The organism is Symmachiella macrocystis (assembly GCF_007860075.1).
Lineage (GTDB): Bacteria > Planctomycetota > Planctomycetia > Planctomycetales > Planctomycetaceae > Symmachiella > Symmachiella macrocystis.
The window spans coordinates 597,697-615,843 of sequence record NZ_SJPP01000001.1 but is presented as its reverse complement, the minus strand read 5'-3'; the positions used below and the strand labels follow the sequence as shown (position 1 = coordinate 615,843).

Sequence of the window (18,147 nt, the reverse complement as noted above, 5' to 3'; positions counted from 1 at the left end):
TCTCCGGTTTTGTGGCGCGAACTTACACCCTTCACCTCCCTATTGTGCCGTGTTGACTTGGCTAAGGCAATGAAAAAACAAATGAACAACCGCTTTGCTCTCCTTTTGATTCCACCCAGATGTCCCCTCCGTGCACGTCGATAATGCGTTTCACAATCGCCAGGCCGATGCCAGACCCTGCGTCGTTGGCATCGAGTTGCTCAAAAATTTTGAAAACTCTGTCATGAAATTTGGGGTCGATACCTGTTCCGTTATTCCGTACAAAGCAAACGGTCCCTTTTGCATCATTCCGCACGCCGATTTCGATGCACGGATCGGAGGGTGAACAATACTGGATCGCATTGTCGATTAAATTCTGTATCACTTCCAGTAATCGCAGTCGGTCGCCGAAGACGGTTGGAAACTCGGGCGCAACCGTCATGTGCACCCCTTTTTGCGCAATGCCGCCTGCCGATGTCCGCAATGCTTGGGCCACAATTTCTCCAAAGTCGACATTCTCCGACGGATTCGCAATTCGTCCCACACGGGAGAGTTCCAACAAACCGTCCAACAGTTGTGCCATCTTGTCTGCGGCATCGCTGATTTCGCTGCAGTCATCTTCTACGGCGGAAATGTTCCCCGCTGTGAGGTCTTTTTGCAGCAATCCCAAAAAGCCTTTGATCGTGACTAAGGGGCTTTTGAGGTCATGAGACACAGTATACGTAAAGCGTTCTAACTCGGTGTTTTTAGACTCCAGTTCTTGAATCAACGCCTCGCGATCAATTTCCGCCTCCTTACGTGCGGTGATGTCATTTGTGATCGACAAGATGAGCGGGTTCGGGGCGTTCGTTTCTAGAAGGACGGCCTTCGATTCCATATGCCGTCGCGTTCCGTGCAATGCCACTATTTCGAATTCGAAGGTCCCTTTTTCACCATGCCATACGCGGTCAACGAATTTACGATAAGCATCGCGATACTCCTCGGTGATCAAATCGTAAACGCACATACCTCGAATATCGTCAGTTGATTCGGCTTCGATCAAGGCTAATCCAGCGGCATTCATTTCCAACAGGATCCCTTCCCGCGTATGCAGTTTGACGCAGGCGGGTGTCATATCAATGATGGCACGCAAATGCTGTTCGCTGGCATACAGTGCCTGTTCAGTCCGTTTGCGATCTGTGATATCCTGGACAAGCGCTGAAAAGTAATCCACCGTACCATCAGCACTTCGGGTACAGTTCACGGCGACAGAGACGTGAATGACTTCGCCGTTTTTGACGATATACCGTTTTTCCCTTGAGTATCCGTCGATTTCCCCCGCCAGCACGCGCTCGAATTGGGCAATGTCGATATCCACATCATCGGGATGCGAAAGATCGACCCATGACAACTGCTCAAGTTCCTCGGGCGTATAGCCCAGGATTTCATACAGTCGATCGTTGACGTCGACCCAGCATTTGTCGGGAGTTGAAATCGCCATTCCAATGACGCCCAGATCAAAGAATTGACGAATCCGCTGTTCGCTGCTGCGCAGCGCGACCTTCGCCTGGTTGCGTTCCAGTTCAGCGGAAATATGCCCGGCGATAATTTTTAGTGTCGATTGTGCCGTCAGTGTCTCTGCTAGCGGACGACGAAATAAAAGCGACACCAATCCTTGCGGCTGGCCACGCGAGTCAAAAATCGTGGTGCCCACGTAGGCCTCCACGTCCATCGTTGACAACATCTCGTCCTTGGGGAATTGTTGCTGGACCCCGCTGGAAAAGACACAGGTCTGCTGCGAGATAACCTGCTCACAAGGGGTGCCTTTCACATCGTAATCGAAATTATCAATGATTTTTCCATCGGTATATACTGCGTTCGTCCGCATGCCCTCAGGACTTTCGCGATTCAACGAGCCAATAAACGCAAAGTCGGCGTCCAGCGACTCAGCCAAATGCGTTACCAAAGATTGAAATAATTCCTCACCCGTCAACGAGACGAACCGCTTGGCCGCATTCACTAACGCCGCCTCGGCCTGCTTTCGAGCGTCGATGTCCTGAATGGATCCTGCCATCCGTAACGCGCAGCCTTCGTCATTCCAAATCGCCTGGCCCCGTGCGTGAAACCAGCGATATTTTCCCGAGTGCGTGCGTAAACGATATTCGACGTCGTAGGGAACGCGGTTTTTCAAGTGGCGTTTGATGGCTTCGTTGTTTTGCTTTGCGTCGTCGGGATGGATGTGATTGTCGAAAGTGTTGGTATCAGGGTCGACCTCCACATCCTTGAAACCCATTAGTTCAATAAACCGATCCGAGTAAAATAACTCGCCCGTTCCAAAATTTAAGTCCCAAATTCCATCGGTCGAGCCTGCCACAGCTAGCGAAAACCGCGTTTTCGCAGCGGCGAGTTCTTCTGCGGTCTGTGTGCGGGAGAGCGTATTGGCAATGATGTTGCCCAGTAGCTGCAGACGTCGTATGACATACGGTTGCCACTGCTCCGGAGCGCCCGATCTGTGGCATTCCAATGCGCCGCGCGGTACTCCATTGACCTGTACGGGGACCAACAGTCGCTGGAATGGTGGCGCGGATTCGTCGTCGGCGGGCGAACCGTTCAATTCGATAATGTTATCCAAAAGTAGCTGCGAAAGCAGTTCGGGTGTGAATTCCAATTCACGAGGGGGAATGTCATTTTCACAACCCGAGCGGCAATAAACATGAGTTGCGCACAATCGATCCTCATTGGCCGATAATGTGAACAGAGAGAGTCTGTCGATGCCCAATGGAGCGGCGACTTGTCGCAATATATCGGAGATCGTACCGTCCACATCGTCTGCCGCTGAATTGACAATCGCGGCCGACATGTCGGAAATCAGAATTTCAAATTCCAGACGTTCTTCGAGCGAGCGAATAGCGTCATCCGCAGTGGCTGTCGCCTGAGCGGAAAGTGGATCACTCGATGCGGAGGGGGCTGTTGCCGGTTTGCCAACTGGCCTCGATGACTTCATGGGAATCCACTAATTTTAATTCAAAGTGACAAGAATCGAGTGTTTGGCACAGAAGAAGTCAGGGTAACGCAATCGCAAACGATTAACTATATCAGCCGACCTGGATCAGCAAACCTGGCATTCTCCACCCGACGCGTTATTTTGATAGACTGGTCGCAGGAAAGCAAACCGAGACAACATTAAGGACATCGACCTTGGACTGGCAATTAGAATCCTTGTATGCGGTCCGTGCAGTCGTGGCGGCGGTCCTGGGCGGCTTTATTGGCTGGGAACGCGGGTGGCACGGGCGTGAAGCGGGCATGCGGACCTATGCCTCTGTCGCACTTGGCTCGTGCGTATTTGCCCTCATCTCATCGCACATCCCCGGAGCCGAACCGTCGCGACTAGCGGCCAACATCGTCACCGGCGTCGGCTTTTTGGGAGCCGGCATCATCCTCCGCGAACGCGGCCGCACCGTGGGTCTGACCACCGCAGCCACAATCTGGGCCACCGCCGCCGCGGCACCGCCGTCGGTTTTGGTATGTACCTGCTGGCCACGCTTACTTCGTTGATCGTGTTCGGAATCCTGGCGTTGCATCATCTGCCGGGCTGGAGGAGAATTTCTGGCCAACAAGACCACCCCGCTGAAACGCCCAACGAAAACAAACCCACCGACGCTCCTGAGTAAGAGCGAGAATTCGCGATGTCCGCTTCAAAGCCGAAGAGTCGACTGCCACGCACGGGCACGTTGGTGCTGATTGCGGTGGTGTTGCTGATAGGCGGTGGCGTGCTATCGGTGTGGGAGTCGTATCATCGCAATCAAACGGCGATCGCTGCAATTAAGGATTTAGAAGGCACAGTCGAGTCACAATATGTTTACCCCGCTTGGATTCCAGAGGCACCGGAGTCAAAGCATTGGGCAGCGTTCGAGAGAGTCACCTCAGTGGATTTAACCATCACGCCCATCAGTGATGCAGGCCTTGGACAACTGCAGGGACTCGCCGAGCTTGAATACCTATCGCTGGACTACAACGAAATTGGGGATGCTGGAATGGAGCACCTCTATGGGCTGACCAACCTGGAATACCTATCACTGGATGGTACCCAAGTCAGTGACATGGGGATTGAACATTTTGAAGGTTTTACCCAGTTAAAAACGCTGTGGCTCAAAAATACCCAGGTCACAAAAACAGGCGTAGAAAAACTCCAGATAGCTCTACCCAATTGCGCAATATTTTGGATACCGCCAGCGGAATAGCGCCCTCAAAGTCACTGCATCCCTAACGCCATCACAAATACTCCCAGAATCACCATCCACACCACTCCCAGTGCGTGCCAGAAGTACGTACAGAGGGTGATTCCTAGATAGTATTCGTGGTCGTAACGTCCCGCGAAGGTTCGTACGGCGATGTAGCAGACAAACAGCATTGCCACGCAAAAGTGCATTGCGTGCAGGCCGGCGAATACGATGAGGAAGGCGTTGGCATCGGCTTGGGCGGTTGACGGGGTTTGGTTTTGGATCAGGCAGTACAACGCATAACTTTGCACGCCGCAAAAGAGCGTCCCGGCCAGCATGGCTTGGCACAAATGGCGGCGGCAGAGGCGTTGGCGTTCACGGCGGATTGCGAGCAAGGCGCGTTGCATCGCCGTACTCCCACAGGCCAGTAATGCCGTGCTGGCAAACAGCGCGACGGGAAACACGACACGTCCCGGATGGGGCGTCGCGCCGACAACGTGGATCAGCATCCAAGCCAACACCCCGGCCGTCCCCGCCACACTCGTCACTGTGGCAGCGAAGCGCAATAGAAACCGGGCATCGGTGCGGTGAGTCGCAGGTCTGTCGGAGAGAGCGGGCATATCGAGGGGGTCACGAGTATTGTTTCCTTGCCGCAGCGGATGCGATTTGCGCACGACGGGGTTATTATAGATTGTTGGTGCCTCAAGGCGAAGTTTCCTTGCTCCCTTCGCACATTGGTATCGCGTTCTGGTTCCCAAACTCCGTTTGGGAACCAGTAAAACAGATATTGTGCATTTTTGTGGTTGTGAATCGTTCGTCCTACATAGAAAGGTGCGTCGCGACGCACCCTACTTTTTTGATCTGTGTTTGATCCGTGTTAATCTGTGTTAATCTGTGGCTAGTTTATAGTACGAGTGTAGGGCGGCTCGGCCTTACTCTCCGGGGGATAAATTTCATGGTGGATTGTTTCGTGCGGCTGCGATTGTTTGTGGGGTTGTTGGTTTGTCTTTCGGCAACGCATGTCATGGCGGCAGAGGCTGCGCCCGCGCGGCCGAATTTTGTGTTTATCATGGCTGATGACCTGGGGTATGCCGGGCTGAGCTGTTATGGGCAAAAAAAATACAGCACGCCGCGGATTGATCAAATGGCGCGGGAGGGGATGCGGTTTACGCAGGTGTACGCCGGCTGCACTGTCTGTGCTTCTTCACGCAGTGTGTTGATGACCGGGCTGCACACCGGACATACGCCGGTTCGCGGAAACACCGGCGGCATTGCCTTAGCTGATTCCGACGTCACCGTAGCAGAAGTCCTCAAGGGAGTCGGGTATCGCACTGCTTGTATTGGCAAGTGGGGACTCGGCGAACATGGCACGTCCGGGATTCCCAACAAGCAAGGTTTCGACCGGTTCTTCGGCTATCTGCATCAGATCCATGCTCACTTTTATTATCCCAAGTTCTTGTGGGACCAGGATGAGAAGTTTGTCTTAGAGGGGAACGACGGCTTCAGCGGGCAGTATACGCACGATGTCATCGTCGATCGCTCGATGCAGTTTCTCCGCGAACAAGCAGAGCAAGATGATCCATTCTTCTTGTATCTCCCACTCACAATTCCCCACTACGAACTGTTGGTGCCCGAGGATTCTCTGCAGGAGTTTCGCGGCAAGTATCCGGAAACACCGTATACCGGTCGTCGGAAGAAAGTTGGCTTCCCAGACGACTATGCCGCCCAGTCGCACCCCAAAGCAGCGACAGCGGCGATGGTCACGCGCATGGACCGCGACGTAGGACGAATTCTGGATCTGTTGAAAGAATTGAAATTGGATGAGAACACGTTGGTGTTTTTCACCAGCGACAACGGTGCCACCGGAGGCCCTTCGGATCCTGACTTCTTTCAGGCCTGCGGACCGCTCCGGGGGTATAAACGCGATTTGTACGAAGGGGGAATTCGTGTGCCGATGATCGCGAGCTGGCCGGGGCATATCAAAGCCGGTAGCGTGAACGATCACGTGTGGTATTTCGCCGATGTGCTGCCAACATTATCCGAGCTTGCGAAAACCGATGCGCCGCAAAAAAACGATGGTCTGTCGGTGGTGCCGGCGCTGTTGGGTGAAAAAGCGGCGGGTCGCGCGCAGGCGGAACATGACTATTTGTATTGGGAGCATCCCAACAACCACGAGCGGTTGTTACAGGCCGTACGCATGGGAGATTGGAAAGCGATCCGCCTGGATGCCGGTCTGCCGTTGGAGCTGTACGACTTGCAAACCGATGTCGGCGAGAAAACGAATGTGGCGGCCGACCACCCAAGTGTCGTGCAACAGATGGAGCAGATCATTAAATCCGCACACGAGGAACCACGTCCACAAATCGAGCCGAAGCCCCCCGCAGGGCGGCAATATCAATAGTCCGCACCGCTTACACCCAGTTGCGAATACTGCAGTAGAGCGGCGACGCAGATCGAGAAATCACCTCGTTTGCCCGATTGCTACGAAGCAATCGGTTTTGTTGACTGTTGGTGCAAAATGAATTTCTGGGCTTGTTTACTTCGTCATCCTGCGCCTAAAATTCAGGCACGTGTATACCCACGTGACGGTTATCAAGCGTGATGTAACCGACGTGGTTTTGTGGGTGCACAGATTCGGCGACACGCAGCCACATAGACGAACGCGGCGCGTTGGCCGATACGTGACCCCACAAAATGGTCGAGAACGAGGTGCAAACGCCGAGGGCGTGATTGTGTTTGCCATGCAAAAGCAAATCAAATGCAGCACACCAACGGGTATTGAGCTTGGTTCTCACTGAGTCTTCCTTTTTTGTGAAAGGTGTTGGGGATGGCGTACGTCGAAGCAGGCGATATCCAAGAAATCCTCGACTCGCTCAAAATTCGAGCAGCCGAACTTGCACGTCGCACCCATGTGAGTCGGTCTTACCTCAGCCATTTGCTGAGTGGTCGCAAGTCGAACCCAAGCAAACTTTGGGCATTGCAAGTTCTTCAGTTATGCCGCGAGGAGCAACTCCAAGGCATCGCTGAACGAATTCAGCAACGGGTCGAACCAGCTAAATCCGACAACTGATGGATTCTTGAAACGAGTTTCCATAACGTGCGCGGGGCGGGTCGCGTTTTGCAGCAATAACGCGCGAGGTGCGTGTTTGCCACCGGTGTTGACTTGCATTAGCAACTGCGGTCAGCCTCGGCGAAATTTACTGGGGCTATTTCAGCGGATGCAGTCCGCACAACTTTCGATTGGCGTTCACGCCACTCCACGCCCGCGGTTCGCGCTTCAAGAATTTTGTCAATTGCGAGCCGGTACAGCCCAGTTTCTCCGAGGCTGCCTTGAGATCGAACTCACAGCTTTCGATCCAATCCAGCGCCTCAGCCAACATCGTAGGAAAGTCCTCATGTGCTGGATTGATGCTAATGCGGCCTCCCACAATCCGGGATGTCCACACTCGATTGAGTTCGCCGTCGGTGGTTTTTTTCATGCGCACCGCGAGCGCCAAATTGATCCGCAGCCGAAACAGGGCAACGGTCTGGTTCTCGGCTTGGCTGCGTCGCTCGGAGGCTTCGCCGTGAGTCCCGGTCGGCCGATGCAACAGGATGATCGCCGTTTCGACCTTGTTACGATGCTGTCCTCCCGGCCCGCTGCCGCGGGTACGCGTGACTTCGCATCGAGGCAGTAACTCCGCAACAGGCAAAGCCGCGGGATGGATCGCACTCTCCATGATGAACTCGCAACCCTTCTATGGGGCGGTCACATCGGCGCGAACCGATTCAACCAGAAAGCCGGCTTCGTCGACATCATCGGCTGTCGAAGCCAAGCGGAGGTAGCTCACCGCACCGCTCTGGGAATTGACGAGTGGGAGTTCCGTCGTTGACGTTCCATCGATCTTCACCTGGCAGATGCGATCGTCGAGATTCCAGGACAGTTGTATGGTATGCCAATCCTGATCCGCGATCTCTCCTTCGGCCGACAGCGGCAGCACGAATGCCGCGAGTTTGTCCGTGACCGGATCTCCCGGGGGAATGAAACGATCAGCCAAGGCAATACGCCCTCCCTGGAATCCGGGCTGATGCTTCAATCGCAATGTTAACTGTCCAGTACGCCCGGCGGGGAAATTCCAAACGGCCTCGTCCGCAGGTTTTTCATCCGGCCGTCTTACGTGTAATACCTGTTTGCCGGACTGGGTGGGATGCTCGATCAGCACCGGGCCAGCGGTGCGGTCGCGCCAATAGCGCGCTGCTGGTCCAAAGGGTTTGAACGTGCACCAACCCTCCAGTCCACCAGAAAAATCATCCGCCGCGGTTGATGCTGTTATCCAATCCGGATCGATGCGCATCAAAGTAATCCGTCCGCCCCCTTGTCCGGTTGCCAGGACAATGTCCCCCTCGGGCGTTTCCGCGGAATAGGGATACGCCGTGCCGCGGTCCCCTTGTTTGGGGGGCGATTCATTTCTGAGAGGGTCCCGGACGACTTCGCGAAAACCTTGCCAGGTTTTGCCCTCATCTTCCGAGATGGCCACGTGGAGCGCATCACGCGAAGTATAGATCGGAGCCCCGTCGACGCGTGATGGATTCTCGCAATTGTTCCAAAACACCACGATGCGCCCATCGCTCAGTCGCAGCAGACTGGCCGGCGAATTGGATGCGATGAATGGCGAGGCTTGCGCCGGTGTCCAGTCGGCGCCGTCAGGCGAAAACGATTCATACATCGAACCGGTTTGACTGCGCATCAACATCCACGCGCGGCCATCTTTGAGCGGCAACATACAAGGCTCACAGGCACCGTAGTTGCTGCCGATGTAATTCGCCGCACAGGGAGCCGTCAATTCGGCCGGCGACTGCGTCCAAGTTTTTCCACCGTCGTCCGTATAAGTGGTCGTCACAATATGACTCCCGGTCGGCGGCGTTGATTTTCTTCCGGGAACCCAATACTGATGTGGGAGCACGATCCGCCCGCTGGGCAATTGCGTGATGCCATTCAGCGAGCCGACATAACCGGCAAAAATTCGCTGCGGCTCACTCCACTCGGTGCGCTCCTTTGAGGTGCGGCAGTGCCAAATGTCGATGAAATAATCGACCGTCGGTTTTCTGCCGTCCCCGCGGCGGACGGTGAGAATGGCATGCAGTTCCCCATCACGATCAACGAGCGTGACCGGAATCCCCGAACTAGGTTTGGTGAACGGAAATTCCGCGTGCGGCTGACTCCATGTTTCGCCGCCATCGGTCGAACGAATCGAAACACACTGCTTGCCCCGCTGTAAATACAAAATTTCCAATGACCCATCCGGCAGGCTGAGAATATTCTTGCTCGGGGGAGACGCATCCAACAATTGCGGCGGTGTTGGAGGCGAATCGGCATGAGCAACCGCTGTGATCATGGCCACAGCGGCAATCATGGCCACAGCGGCAATCATGGTCGCTATAAGTCGGGAGTGAACATAAGACGAACGGGACATGAATCGTGCTCCGCAATCTGCGATTGAAAATGACAATGGACGCGTCGCATGGATTGTAAGCAATTCCCATGCGGTTTTCTTGGTCCAACGGGAATTCGGTCGCAACTGCGCCAGTGGCACCCTAAATTGGGCACTGCATCGCAGAACACAGCATCTGCATGGTTACAGGTCGGCTCAAGAGAGGTGGCAGTCCGCTTTTTCATGCCGCTGACTGGATGCGTGCCGGAGGGCGTGATATATCAGAGTGCCCCGCAGCAATCTGGGGGCTGAGAGAATGTTTGTCCATTTTTGTTGCTTGAAAGCCGTGTTATGTCGTTTCCTGCCGTTGAAGAACAAATGGCCGTGATTGGCCGTGGTGTCGAGAAAATCGTCCCCGAAGAGGAACTCGCAGCCAAACTCGAAAAGAGTCGCAAGACAAACACGCCGCTGCGGATCAAATATGGCATCGATCCCACGGGAATTGACGTGCATTTGGGGCACACGGTCCCGCTCAGAAAAATGCGGCAGTTTCAAGAACTCGGTCATCAAGCGGTAATCATTATCGGCAATTACACCGCTTTAGTGGGCGATCCCAGCGGCCGCGACGAAACCCGCGCCCGGCTGACGCAAGACCAAGTCGAAGCCAATGCCAAGGATTACCTCGAACAGGTCGGCAAGGTTGTTGATTTGTCGCAGGCGGAAGTTGTTCGCAACGGCGATTGGTTTGCGAAGATGAATTTCTCCGACGTGTTGGACCTGTGCGGCAAGGTGACCATTGCGCAGTTGCTCACGCGCGACGATTTCAGCAAGCGCTATAAGTCCGAGCAGCCGATCTTTTTGCACGAATGCCTGTATCCGGTGATGCAGGCCTGGGATTCGGTCGAAATTCGCGCCGACATTGAACTGGGCGGCACCGAACAGCTTTATAGTTTCATGTTGGCTCGGGATCTGCAAAAGGATGCGAATCTCGCGCCGCAGGTGAGTGTGATGTCACCGATTCTGGTCGGCACCGATGGCGTCCGGCGGATGGGCAAGAGCCTAGGCAACTACATCGGCATCTCCGAACCCGCCTACGAGATGATGAAAAAATTCATGCAGTTGCCCGACACGTGCATGCAAATGTTCTACGAATTGCTCACAGAAATCCCACTTGATGAAATCAACACGCTTCTCGCCGGACATCCCAAGGAAGCGAAATTAACGTTGGGCAAAACGGTGATCGCCCAGTACCACGGTGCTGCCGCGGGGGATGAAGCGGCCGAGCGCTGGGAACGCGAGATCAGTCAAGGCGCTTTGAATGAGGACATTCCCACCGCCCCCATTGCCGCCACTGACTTGCAGGAGGGGCAACTGCCGGCGGCGCGGTTGTTGGTCACCGCCGGTCTGTGTAAGTCCACCAGCGACGCGCGGCGGTCGATCCAACAGGGAGGAGCCTACGTCGGTGAGGAAAAGCAGCGTCTGGACGACCCCAACGCATTGATCACTGTCGCCGACGGAATGTTACTGCGTGTCGGCAAAAAACGAATCTGCCGAGTGAAAATCGACGGCTGACTCGACAGAATACCCTTGATTTTTTTCCTCGTTCCCAATCCCCGTTTGGGAACGAGGACTGTTTTTAACATACTCACCCCGATGTTGTCGGGGAGTTTTTTCACAGCGAGGTTTTTCCATGCCGACTCCTGATGACAATAAACTCTTGCTCGCTAAACATACCCGCCGGGAATTCCGCGAACGCATGCAAGCGGGGGAATTGAAAGTTTGCATCATACCCGTTGCGGCGACGGAGCAACATTTGGAGCATCTGGCGATGGAGCATGATTATCGGAGCGTGATGCACGTCGCCACCGAAGTCGCCCGGCGGACGCAGCCCTATACGCTCGTCGCCCCGTCGATGAATATCGGCATCAGCGAACACCATATGCGGCACATTGGCACGATGACCGCCATGCCGGGGAGTTGGTTGGGTGTGCTGTTCGATACGATTCGCAGCATGCATCACGCTGGTTTTGAAAACATTCTGGTGCTCAATGGCCACGGCGGAAACGTCGCCCCCTGCAACGGCATCTGGGGCCAATTTCAACAACGACTCGAAATCAATTTGCAGTTTCATCCCTACTGGGATTTTCTTCCCAAAGAGGTTGCGGAAGCGAATTTGAAAACCAAAAGCTGGCCCGGCCACGCGCAGGAATTCGAAACCGCCTTTGCGCTGCACGCCTTCCCAGAAAACGTGCGGCATGATGCGATGCAAGACCAAGAGGACAAAGAACCGCTCGAAGCCACGGCCGAAGCGGGAGCGGCGATGATTGAAGCGATTGTCGCAAACATCGCCACGCACGTGCAGGGCATGGCTGATGGGACGAATGTTTGGGATATCCCCGAATTCCATCCGTAGGCGACAGGACTTTGGGGTGTCATCCCACGGCATTGCTAGCCGCGGGAATGGCAGGGGCGTTCACCATTGAATATCCACGTGGGATAATCGCTCGCTCAGCGTGGTGATCCCTGTCTCGGTCACGCGCGTGCCGTCTAAATAAAAGAGCACCAATTTTGGCAAGCCCCGTAGCGACGGCAGCCCGGCATCACTGACTGCTGTGTTGGATAGCCAGAGCACCTGCAAATGGGGCATGTCGGACAGGTGAATTAGCCCCGCATCGGTGACGTTTGTGTCGGCCAGCCCCAGCATTTCAAGGCTGGGATATTCGCGCAAATTGGCCAGCCAGACGTCGTCGACTGCCGAGTTGCCCAAATGGATCTCTCGTGGCGTATCGAAACAGTACGTCAATTCACGCGGCAACCAACTTCGTAACCATGTCGGCCCGCCCGGCTCCATCACCACCGATCCGCCATAGCCTTCGACCTCGTTGATGAGTGACCGTTGGACGTAATAATGGTGCGCAAAGGGCAGAGCGGCCGCCGCCAACAGCAGCGCGATGGCAATGGCGGAGAAATAAAACGTTCGCGGGGGGTGTTTGAGGATTGGCATCATTCATTGCATCTGGAGGGACGGAACTGCGCCAGGCTACGATAATATCCGCCTGTGGGGAAACCGTGACGGCTTTTTCGACGCTCGCAAAAAACGGGATGATCCACAAATTCTGCGTTGCGATTTCGCTCGTCACGCTATAATCGGGACTCATTACGACTCTCACAGCCACAGTCAGCAAAAAAACGACTTGCGGATGGAACCGAGCGATGATTGATTCACGACGAACAGGCCTGCACCGCGTCTATTGCGCCGGGCCGCTGTTCAATCAAGCGGAGCGGGACGAAATGACCGCTATCGCCGATTGTCTGTGTGACTTCGGTTGCGAAGTCTATCTGCCGCACCGCGACGGGATGGAATTTCGATTCATTCATGCGGAATTGATCGACCGGGGTTGGGCAGCGCCGCAGGCCGCTCAGTTTCTGCACGCCGCCATCTTCGCGCTGGATGTCTATCAGTTGGTCGAAGAATGCGACTGCATGGTCTGGAACCTTAACGGCCGCACACCCGATGAAGGGGCCGTTTCCGAAGCAGCGATGGCTTGGACGTTGGGCAAGCCGCTCATCGCCTATAAAGAAGACGTCCGCACCTTGATCGCCGGTCGCGACAACCCGCTGCTGGTCGGCATGGTCGATTTTCAAACCGTCGACACGATTGCCCAAATCCCCAGCGGCTTGTCACGGGCCATCCAAGACGCCGAATCCAAACCGCTATCGCTGGAACACATCTCCAAGCCCATGCAACGCGCCGTCGGCCAAGGAAGCTTGCTGTGGTCGGCGATGCAGGAGGCCTCCGCGCAGGGGAACGACAGTGTGTTGGCGGATATTGTGTCGGAGTTGTTCGCGCCCGATGCCGTTTAGTCGTCTGTCCACATCAAGTCAGACAAATCAACGTGGTAGAGTCCTGGTTTCCGAATTGGCCCCAATCGCTCCAAAGAAATTCTGAGAGCATCCCAGGAGTCCCTGTCGATCCGTTGTTTCGCATGTTCGCAATCTTCAGGATCATCAACAAGACAGTCGACGACCATTGGGTGAAAGTCGCTCCACTGACCTAGCTTCCAGCTTTCAGGAGTCGCGAGATAAGTTGATGTCGCGGCGAATTTGGACCCGTTTTTGACCGGCGTTGAAGTAATGAGATGTAGGCCTTCGGAAATAACTTTAATGACCGGAACCGGATGCCTTCCATCGGCCGTGAGGTTAGAAAATACTGCCACATAGCTCCGGTCCGCATCGATGACGATCGCTGGAACCAAGCAACCTCCCCAAAAGAACTCCACGACCTGCGCCCAGCGGTACGCTTTATTGCCGATATAGGGGACTTTGTGCGCGAATCGTGGAAGGAACGAGCACCCCCAATAAATACTTCGATCGATGAAATCTCTTCCGATATAATTCGCAAACCGACTGCGCGAGATCGTCAGTTCTCCAGGGGTCGACGCTCCAACGATTTCTCTCACGACTCCCATAGAAAACTCCCTTCGTCAAGAATTTGAATATTCCAGATTGGTTGCTCGATTGTTCAAGGAGTATCCTAGCGACTATTTTTAGTGAATTCAAAAATCGAGTACCATCCGCAGGTCGATGATCAGCTTCGGTCGACGGCGTACGGCGTGTTGATTAGTCTGTAGTCCGAAAACGATGTAGATGCCGTCGGTTTGGAAATTGAGAATTGAACGCAGTTAAGATGATGACCCCACCATGAAACACCCCCTCCTAGAAATCCCCGAACTTGTTGGCCTCGATGCCGGCTCTGGGTTGATACGGATTCCTACTGAGCAGGACGTGCCGATCACGCGGCGGGTTAAGGCGATTATCGATACCGCTGAGTTTCGTCGGCTGGCGACGATCACTCAGTTGGGGCTGGTCAATCGTGTCTATCCCGGGGCGATGCATACACGATTCGAACATGCCTTGGGAGTGTTCCACAACGCGCTGCGGTACCTATGGCAGTTGGGCCGCGATGAACGGTTTTGTGCGCTGGTCGATTCGCACTCCGCCGAGGTATTGATGGTAGCGGCGCTGCTGCACGATTTGGGGCATTGGCCGTTTTGTCATCCCATCGAAGACATGCTGCTCTCCGATCTGCCGCCGCACGAGGACTTCGCCGCTGAGTTTCTTGCCGAGGGGAGCGAACTGTCGACGGTGCTGCGCGAGGTGTGGAATATTGATCCAGAGGAAGTGTTGGACGTATTGGTCGCCCGTACCGATTCGCCCCGCTTGCGGTTATTACGGTCGATTCTCTCCGGGCCGATCGACATCGACAAGATGGATTACCTGGAGCGGGACAGCCTGCATGTGGGCGTGCCGTATGGCCGCAACTTCGACAAAAGCCGTTTGATTCAATCGCTGCTGTTGAACGAGGCGGGCGATGGTTTAGCGATCAGTTTTAAGGGCAAAGCAGCCGCCGAGTTGATGGTGTTTGCCCGTTACATCATGTTCTCGGAGGTGTATTGGCACCACACGGTTCGCTCGGCGACATCGATGTTTGCCCGCGCGTTTTATGATTTGCATCGCGATTTGGATTTGAAACAGATCTTTCGCAAAAGCGAAGCCGACACAATTCATTTGCTGCAGGATAAGGCGGCTGGCTTGCCGTGTGAGAAATTGTTGGATGGGATTTTCGGTCCGCAACGAAGAATCTATAAACGCGTGGCTGAATTCAGCTTGTACCAATCGCCAGAACTGTACGAACAACTTGCGCGGCGACCGTTTGATTTTCTGGTGCGATGTACGGAGCATTTGGCGGCGATCCTCAACGAAACTGCCGGACTGTCAGTGTCGGCGACCGACATGATCATCGATGCCCCGCCCCCGCACCGCGAGGTCGAATTCAATATCGAGATCTATTTTCCCAAAGAAGATGTCTACCGTCCGTTGAGCCAAGTCTCACCGGTGGTGGCCTCGTTGGCCAAAACGCAATTCGACGACTACGTCAAACGCGTACGCCTGTTCGCCGACCGGGAGGTCGCCATCAAGCTCGCCGATATCCCCGCACTTCCAGATCATCTACAAACAGCCCTCGATCGCTCTACCCAAAAGTAGGCTACGTCGCGACGCACCTTTCTTGCATAGGACAAACGAACTTCCTCAAAAAAGACCTCACGCAAAGGCGCAAAAGCCGCCAAGAAACAGAAGCACACGCACTCGCTAATCCTGGTGCCTGCGCGCAGGCCGAAGGTCATTTGCGACTCAGCAGGCCTGAATCGGACTTGTTTTCCGCCGTTGAGCGGTTGAGAATAGAGGCTGGTTGAGCGTCGAGGCCGGTTGTTGTATTCGAGTGTCCTCGGATTTTCCCGGGGCCGCATTGTCCGTAAAGGAGTCTTCGTGGAGACATTGCAGTTCAGCTCCGTCGATGGTTACGGGAGGCGCGCGCAACGTTTGAACCTTCGCCGGTTTCTGAGCGCATTGTGCGTGGGATTGTTGTGGGGGTGTGGAGGGGGCGACGAAGCGATTCCGCCACCCGCTGCTGAGGAAAAACAGTCGCTCACCGGCGGAGTGGTGAAACCGCGGCCGAAAGTGGCCAAGAAGTCCAACTCCAAGCGCCGTTCGAATTCCAAGCCGACGCGTCGTCGGAAAAAACCACCGGGGATTCCCATCACGCCGATGCCGGAAGAAGAGTTCGCCAGTGACGGGAATGCGGATGAATTTGAAATTGCCGACGAACCGTTTGCCGTGGGCGAGTCCTTCAGCATCAACGTGCAAGAACAGCCGCTCTCCTCAACACAGTATGCCCCCGCCAACACCGGGTCGACTCATCGCACGAGTCGCGGATCGGGGGTGCGCCTTCCCAAAGGATTTGCGGCGGTTCCAGGGACGGAGGTCAGCGAGGAGGGTTGGCCGCAGCGGATCGTCAGTTTGCAGGACCAGGCGGAAATGGTTTTGATCCCAGCGGGAATGTTCACGCGTGGAGTGGACGGGGGGCCGCAAGATGCCGGGCCGCAGCATCAGGTGCAACTGGATTCGTATTACATCGACCTGCATGAAGTGACGTTCGCCCAATACCGTCGTTACCGCCGTGACCTGAGCGCAAATAATCAGCGGTTGCCCAAGGGGTTGGATTCGGACGCCGACGGGGCATTGCCCGCCACCGGTGTGCGTTGGGGTGAAGCGGGCCAATATGCACGTTGGGCCGGCAAGGAGTTGCCAACCGAAGCGGAGTGGGAAAAAGCAGCGCGCGGCAGTGTGCCTTATGCCTATCCTTGGGGCGATGGCAAGCCAATCTGGCATCGGCCCCGCGAGCTGACGCAAATCGACCCGATCCAATCGTTCCGCGGAGACCGTAGCCCATTTGGTGTCATGGACTTGGCAGGCAATGCGCGCGAGTGGTGCCAAGACTGGTATTCCGCCCAGAGTTATCAAATGGCCCTCGACCAGTCCAACGCCGCCACGTTGCTCAATCCGCAGGGACCGCGAGCCGCCGTCGGTTCCAAGGACCGCACAGTGCGCGTGGTCCGCGGCAGTGAGGAGGGTTGGGAGATCTGGCGGAGAAGTGGTATCCCCATGGGAACCCGTTCGCCCACAATCGGTTTCCGCTGCGTTTGGCGACTGGGCCAGGGCGAAAGTGTGCGGGAGGACAAAGAGGAGCCGGCGCAGCAGCAGAGGAAGAGGAAAAAGGGCGGATTTTGATATTTCCGGCGGGTTTCACTCACTGGTACCGTTGGCCGTAGTTTGGTATTTTAGGGCCTTGCTGTGAGCTGATTTCGCAAAACAACGGTGTGCATGCTGCTGCCGTTGGCAGGATTTTGGCCCCGTTTTTTGAGTTTTGGTGATTTTTACGCTCCGCCCACTGTCCTAGTCGCTGCGTTCCCATTGTGGGGGCGACCTGCCTGTGGCAATCGCGGACCCTGTGACAATCGCGGACAAGGACCAGAGATGACGACAGTTGCCGCCTACAGACGCCCCCCGATTTCCGGCGTGAATACCGACGCTGAAACGCCGGTCATGACGGTTTATCCTTCGATCGCCTGCACAGGATTGGGCCGGCTGCACGGGAAACTGTACGAATCGATGCCGGTGAAGCTGTTCGGCGTGAAATTATCGCATTGGCTCTTTCCGCTTCCGTCGGCACCAGGCGCGATTATGCTTTACTTTTACCTGAAGCTATTCGGCGCCCGTTACACCGTCACCAATCGCTCGGTTCAAGTCTGGAAGTCGTTGGGCAATCGAATGCTCAAACAGGTGTCACTCAACGAAATTGACGACATCGCCATCGCCCAGGACGCGGGCCAAGTTTTTTACCGAGCGGCGGACCTGCAGTTGTTGAACGCCGCAGGCGAGGTGATTATGCGGTTGGAGGGAATTCCTTATCCCGAAACCTTCCGCAATCTGATCCTGGAAACACGCGACGCCCGACGACAAACCGACGCCTCACAAGCAGTAATCGCCGCCCGCCATAGCTAAGCCGAAACCTTGAGCGCTTGCTAACTACGAGTGCAAAGTGACCGCTACGAATTCGGGTGCCACTGGCAGATTCAGTGACATTCTACGCCTAAATTGAACGATGACTGCGCACCAGGATTAACGCCGCGCATCGCTCACCTGCTCGTTGAGCGATG

At 55.3% G+C, this 18,147-nt stretch carries 16 protein-coding genes; 10 read left to right on the top strand and 6 right to left on the bottom strand.

Going from position 1 to position 18,147, the window contains the following annotated elements; translation table 11 throughout:
- Window positions 1–61: 61 nt before the first annotated feature.
- Entirely contained in the window at window positions 62–2,962 is a 2,901-nt protein-coding gene (locus tag CA54_RS02400; RefSeq protein WP_146369271.1) for a PAS domain S-box protein, read from the bottom strand.
- Window positions 2,963–3,156: 194 nt separating this feature from the next.
- Here CA54_RS02400 and CA54_RS02395 point away from each other — a divergent pair, with 194 nt between their 5' ends.
- On the top strand, window positions 3,157–3,513 hold the full coding sequence (locus CA54_RS02395; protein WP_197532140.1) for an MgtC/SapB family protein: 357 nt from the start codon (window positions 3,157–3,159) through the stop codon (window positions 3,511–3,513).
- A 131-nt stretch (window positions 3,514–3,644) separates the two neighbouring features.
- Window positions 3,645–4,199 (top strand): hypothetical protein, encoded by a 555-nt coding sequence (locus tag CA54_RS02390; protein ID WP_146369270.1) that lies wholly within the window; start codon window positions 3,645–3,647, stop codon window positions 4,197–4,199.
- An 11-nt stretch (window positions 4,200–4,210) separates the two neighbouring features.
- Here CA54_RS02390 and CA54_RS02385 read toward each other — a convergent pair whose 3' ends face one another.
- On the bottom strand, window positions 4,211–4,798 hold the full coding sequence (locus CA54_RS02385) for a cytochrome c oxidase subunit 3 (protein WP_146369269.1): 588 nt from the start codon (window positions 4,796–4,798) through the stop codon (window positions 4,211–4,213).
- 335 nt (window positions 4,799–5,133) lie between these two features.
- Between CA54_RS02385 and CA54_RS02380 the strand changes: the two genes are divergently transcribed.
- Both CA54_RS02380 and CA54_RS02375 read left to right on the top strand, forming a co-directional pair.
- Window positions 5,134–6,579, top strand: a complete 1,446-nt coding sequence (locus tag CA54_RS02380) for an arylsulfatase (RefSeq protein WP_146369268.1) — start codon at window positions 5,134–5,136, stop codon at window positions 6,577–6,579.
- Window positions 6,580–7,005: 426 nt separating this feature from the next.
- A complete protein-coding gene (locus CA54_RS02375; protein ID WP_146369267.1) occupies window positions 7,006–7,248 on the top strand; it encodes a helix-turn-helix domain-containing protein in 243 nt (80 codons plus the stop codon).
- Window positions 7,249–7,384: 136 nt separating this feature from the next.
- Here the strand turns inward: CA54_RS02375 and CA54_RS02370 are convergent, their stop codons facing one another.
- Window positions 7,385–7,897, bottom strand: coding sequence for a peptide chain release factor family protein (locus CA54_RS02370; protein WP_146369266.1), 513 nt, complete (start codon window positions 7,895–7,897; stop codon window positions 7,385–7,387).
- 18 nt (window positions 7,898–7,915) lie between these two features.
- The gene (locus CA54_RS02365; protein WP_146369265.1) at window positions 7,916–9,631 is read right to left on the bottom strand and encodes a sialidase family protein; all 1,716 of its coding nucleotides are present in this window, start codon (window positions 9,629–9,631) and stop codon (window positions 7,916–7,918) included.
- Window positions 9,632–9,940: 309 nt separating this feature from the next.
- On the opposite strand from CA54_RS02365, the gene tyrS reads away from it, so the two are divergent.
- On the top strand, window positions 9,941–11,161 hold the full coding sequence (tyrS, locus tag CA54_RS02360; protein WP_146369264.1) for a tyrosine--tRNA ligase: 1,221 nt from the start codon (window positions 9,941–9,943) through the stop codon (window positions 11,159–11,161).
- Between the two features lie 118 nt (window positions 11,162–11,279).
- On the top strand, window positions 11,280–12,002 hold the full coding sequence (locus CA54_RS02355) for a creatininase family protein (RefSeq protein WP_146369263.1): 723 nt from the start codon (window positions 11,280–11,282) through the stop codon (window positions 12,000–12,002).
- Window positions 12,003–12,062: 60 nt separating this feature from the next.
- Here the strand turns inward: CA54_RS02355 and CA54_RS02350 are convergent, their stop codons facing one another.
- Entirely contained in the window at window positions 12,063–12,596 is a 534-nt protein-coding gene (locus CA54_RS02350) for a hypothetical protein (protein ID WP_146369262.1), read from the bottom strand.
- Between the two features lie 206 nt (window positions 12,597–12,802).
- Between CA54_RS02350 and CA54_RS02345 the strand changes: the two genes are divergently transcribed.
- Window positions 12,803–13,453, top strand: a complete 651-nt coding sequence (locus tag CA54_RS02345) for a nucleoside 2-deoxyribosyltransferase (RefSeq protein ID WP_146369261.1) — start codon at window positions 12,803–12,805, stop codon at window positions 13,451–13,453.
- Here CA54_RS02345 and CA54_RS02340 read toward each other — a convergent pair.
- Window positions 13,450–14,058: a DUF3239 domain-containing protein gene (locus CA54_RS02340; protein WP_146369260.1), complete on the bottom strand. Its 609-nt coding sequence runs from the start codon at window positions 14,056–14,058 to the stop codon at window positions 13,450–13,452. The genes CA54_RS02345 and CA54_RS02340 overlap by 4 nt on opposite strands.
- A 232-nt stretch (window positions 14,059–14,290) precedes the next feature.
- Here CA54_RS02340 and CA54_RS02335 point away from each other — a divergent pair, with 232 nt between their 5' ends.
- The 3 genes from CA54_RS02335 to CA54_RS02325 all read left to right on the top strand — a co-directional run bounded on the left by CA54_RS02335 (window position 14,291) and on the right by CA54_RS02325 (window position 17,992).
- Window positions 14,291–15,634, top strand: coding sequence for an HD domain-containing protein (locus CA54_RS02335; RefSeq protein WP_146369259.1), 1,344 nt, complete (start codon window positions 14,291–14,293; stop codon window positions 15,632–15,634).
- Window positions 15,635–15,916: 282 nt separating this feature from the next.
- Window positions 15,917–17,218: a formylglycine-generating enzyme family protein gene (locus tag CA54_RS02330; RefSeq protein WP_146369258.1), complete on the top strand. Its 1,302-nt coding sequence runs from the start codon at window positions 15,917–15,919 to the stop codon at window positions 17,216–17,218.
- 246 nt (window positions 17,219–17,464) lie between these two features.
- Entirely contained in the window at window positions 17,465–17,992 is a 528-nt protein-coding gene (locus CA54_RS02325) for a PH domain-containing protein (RefSeq protein ID WP_197532139.1), read from the top strand.
- Window positions 17,993–18,147 lie beyond the last annotated feature (155 nt).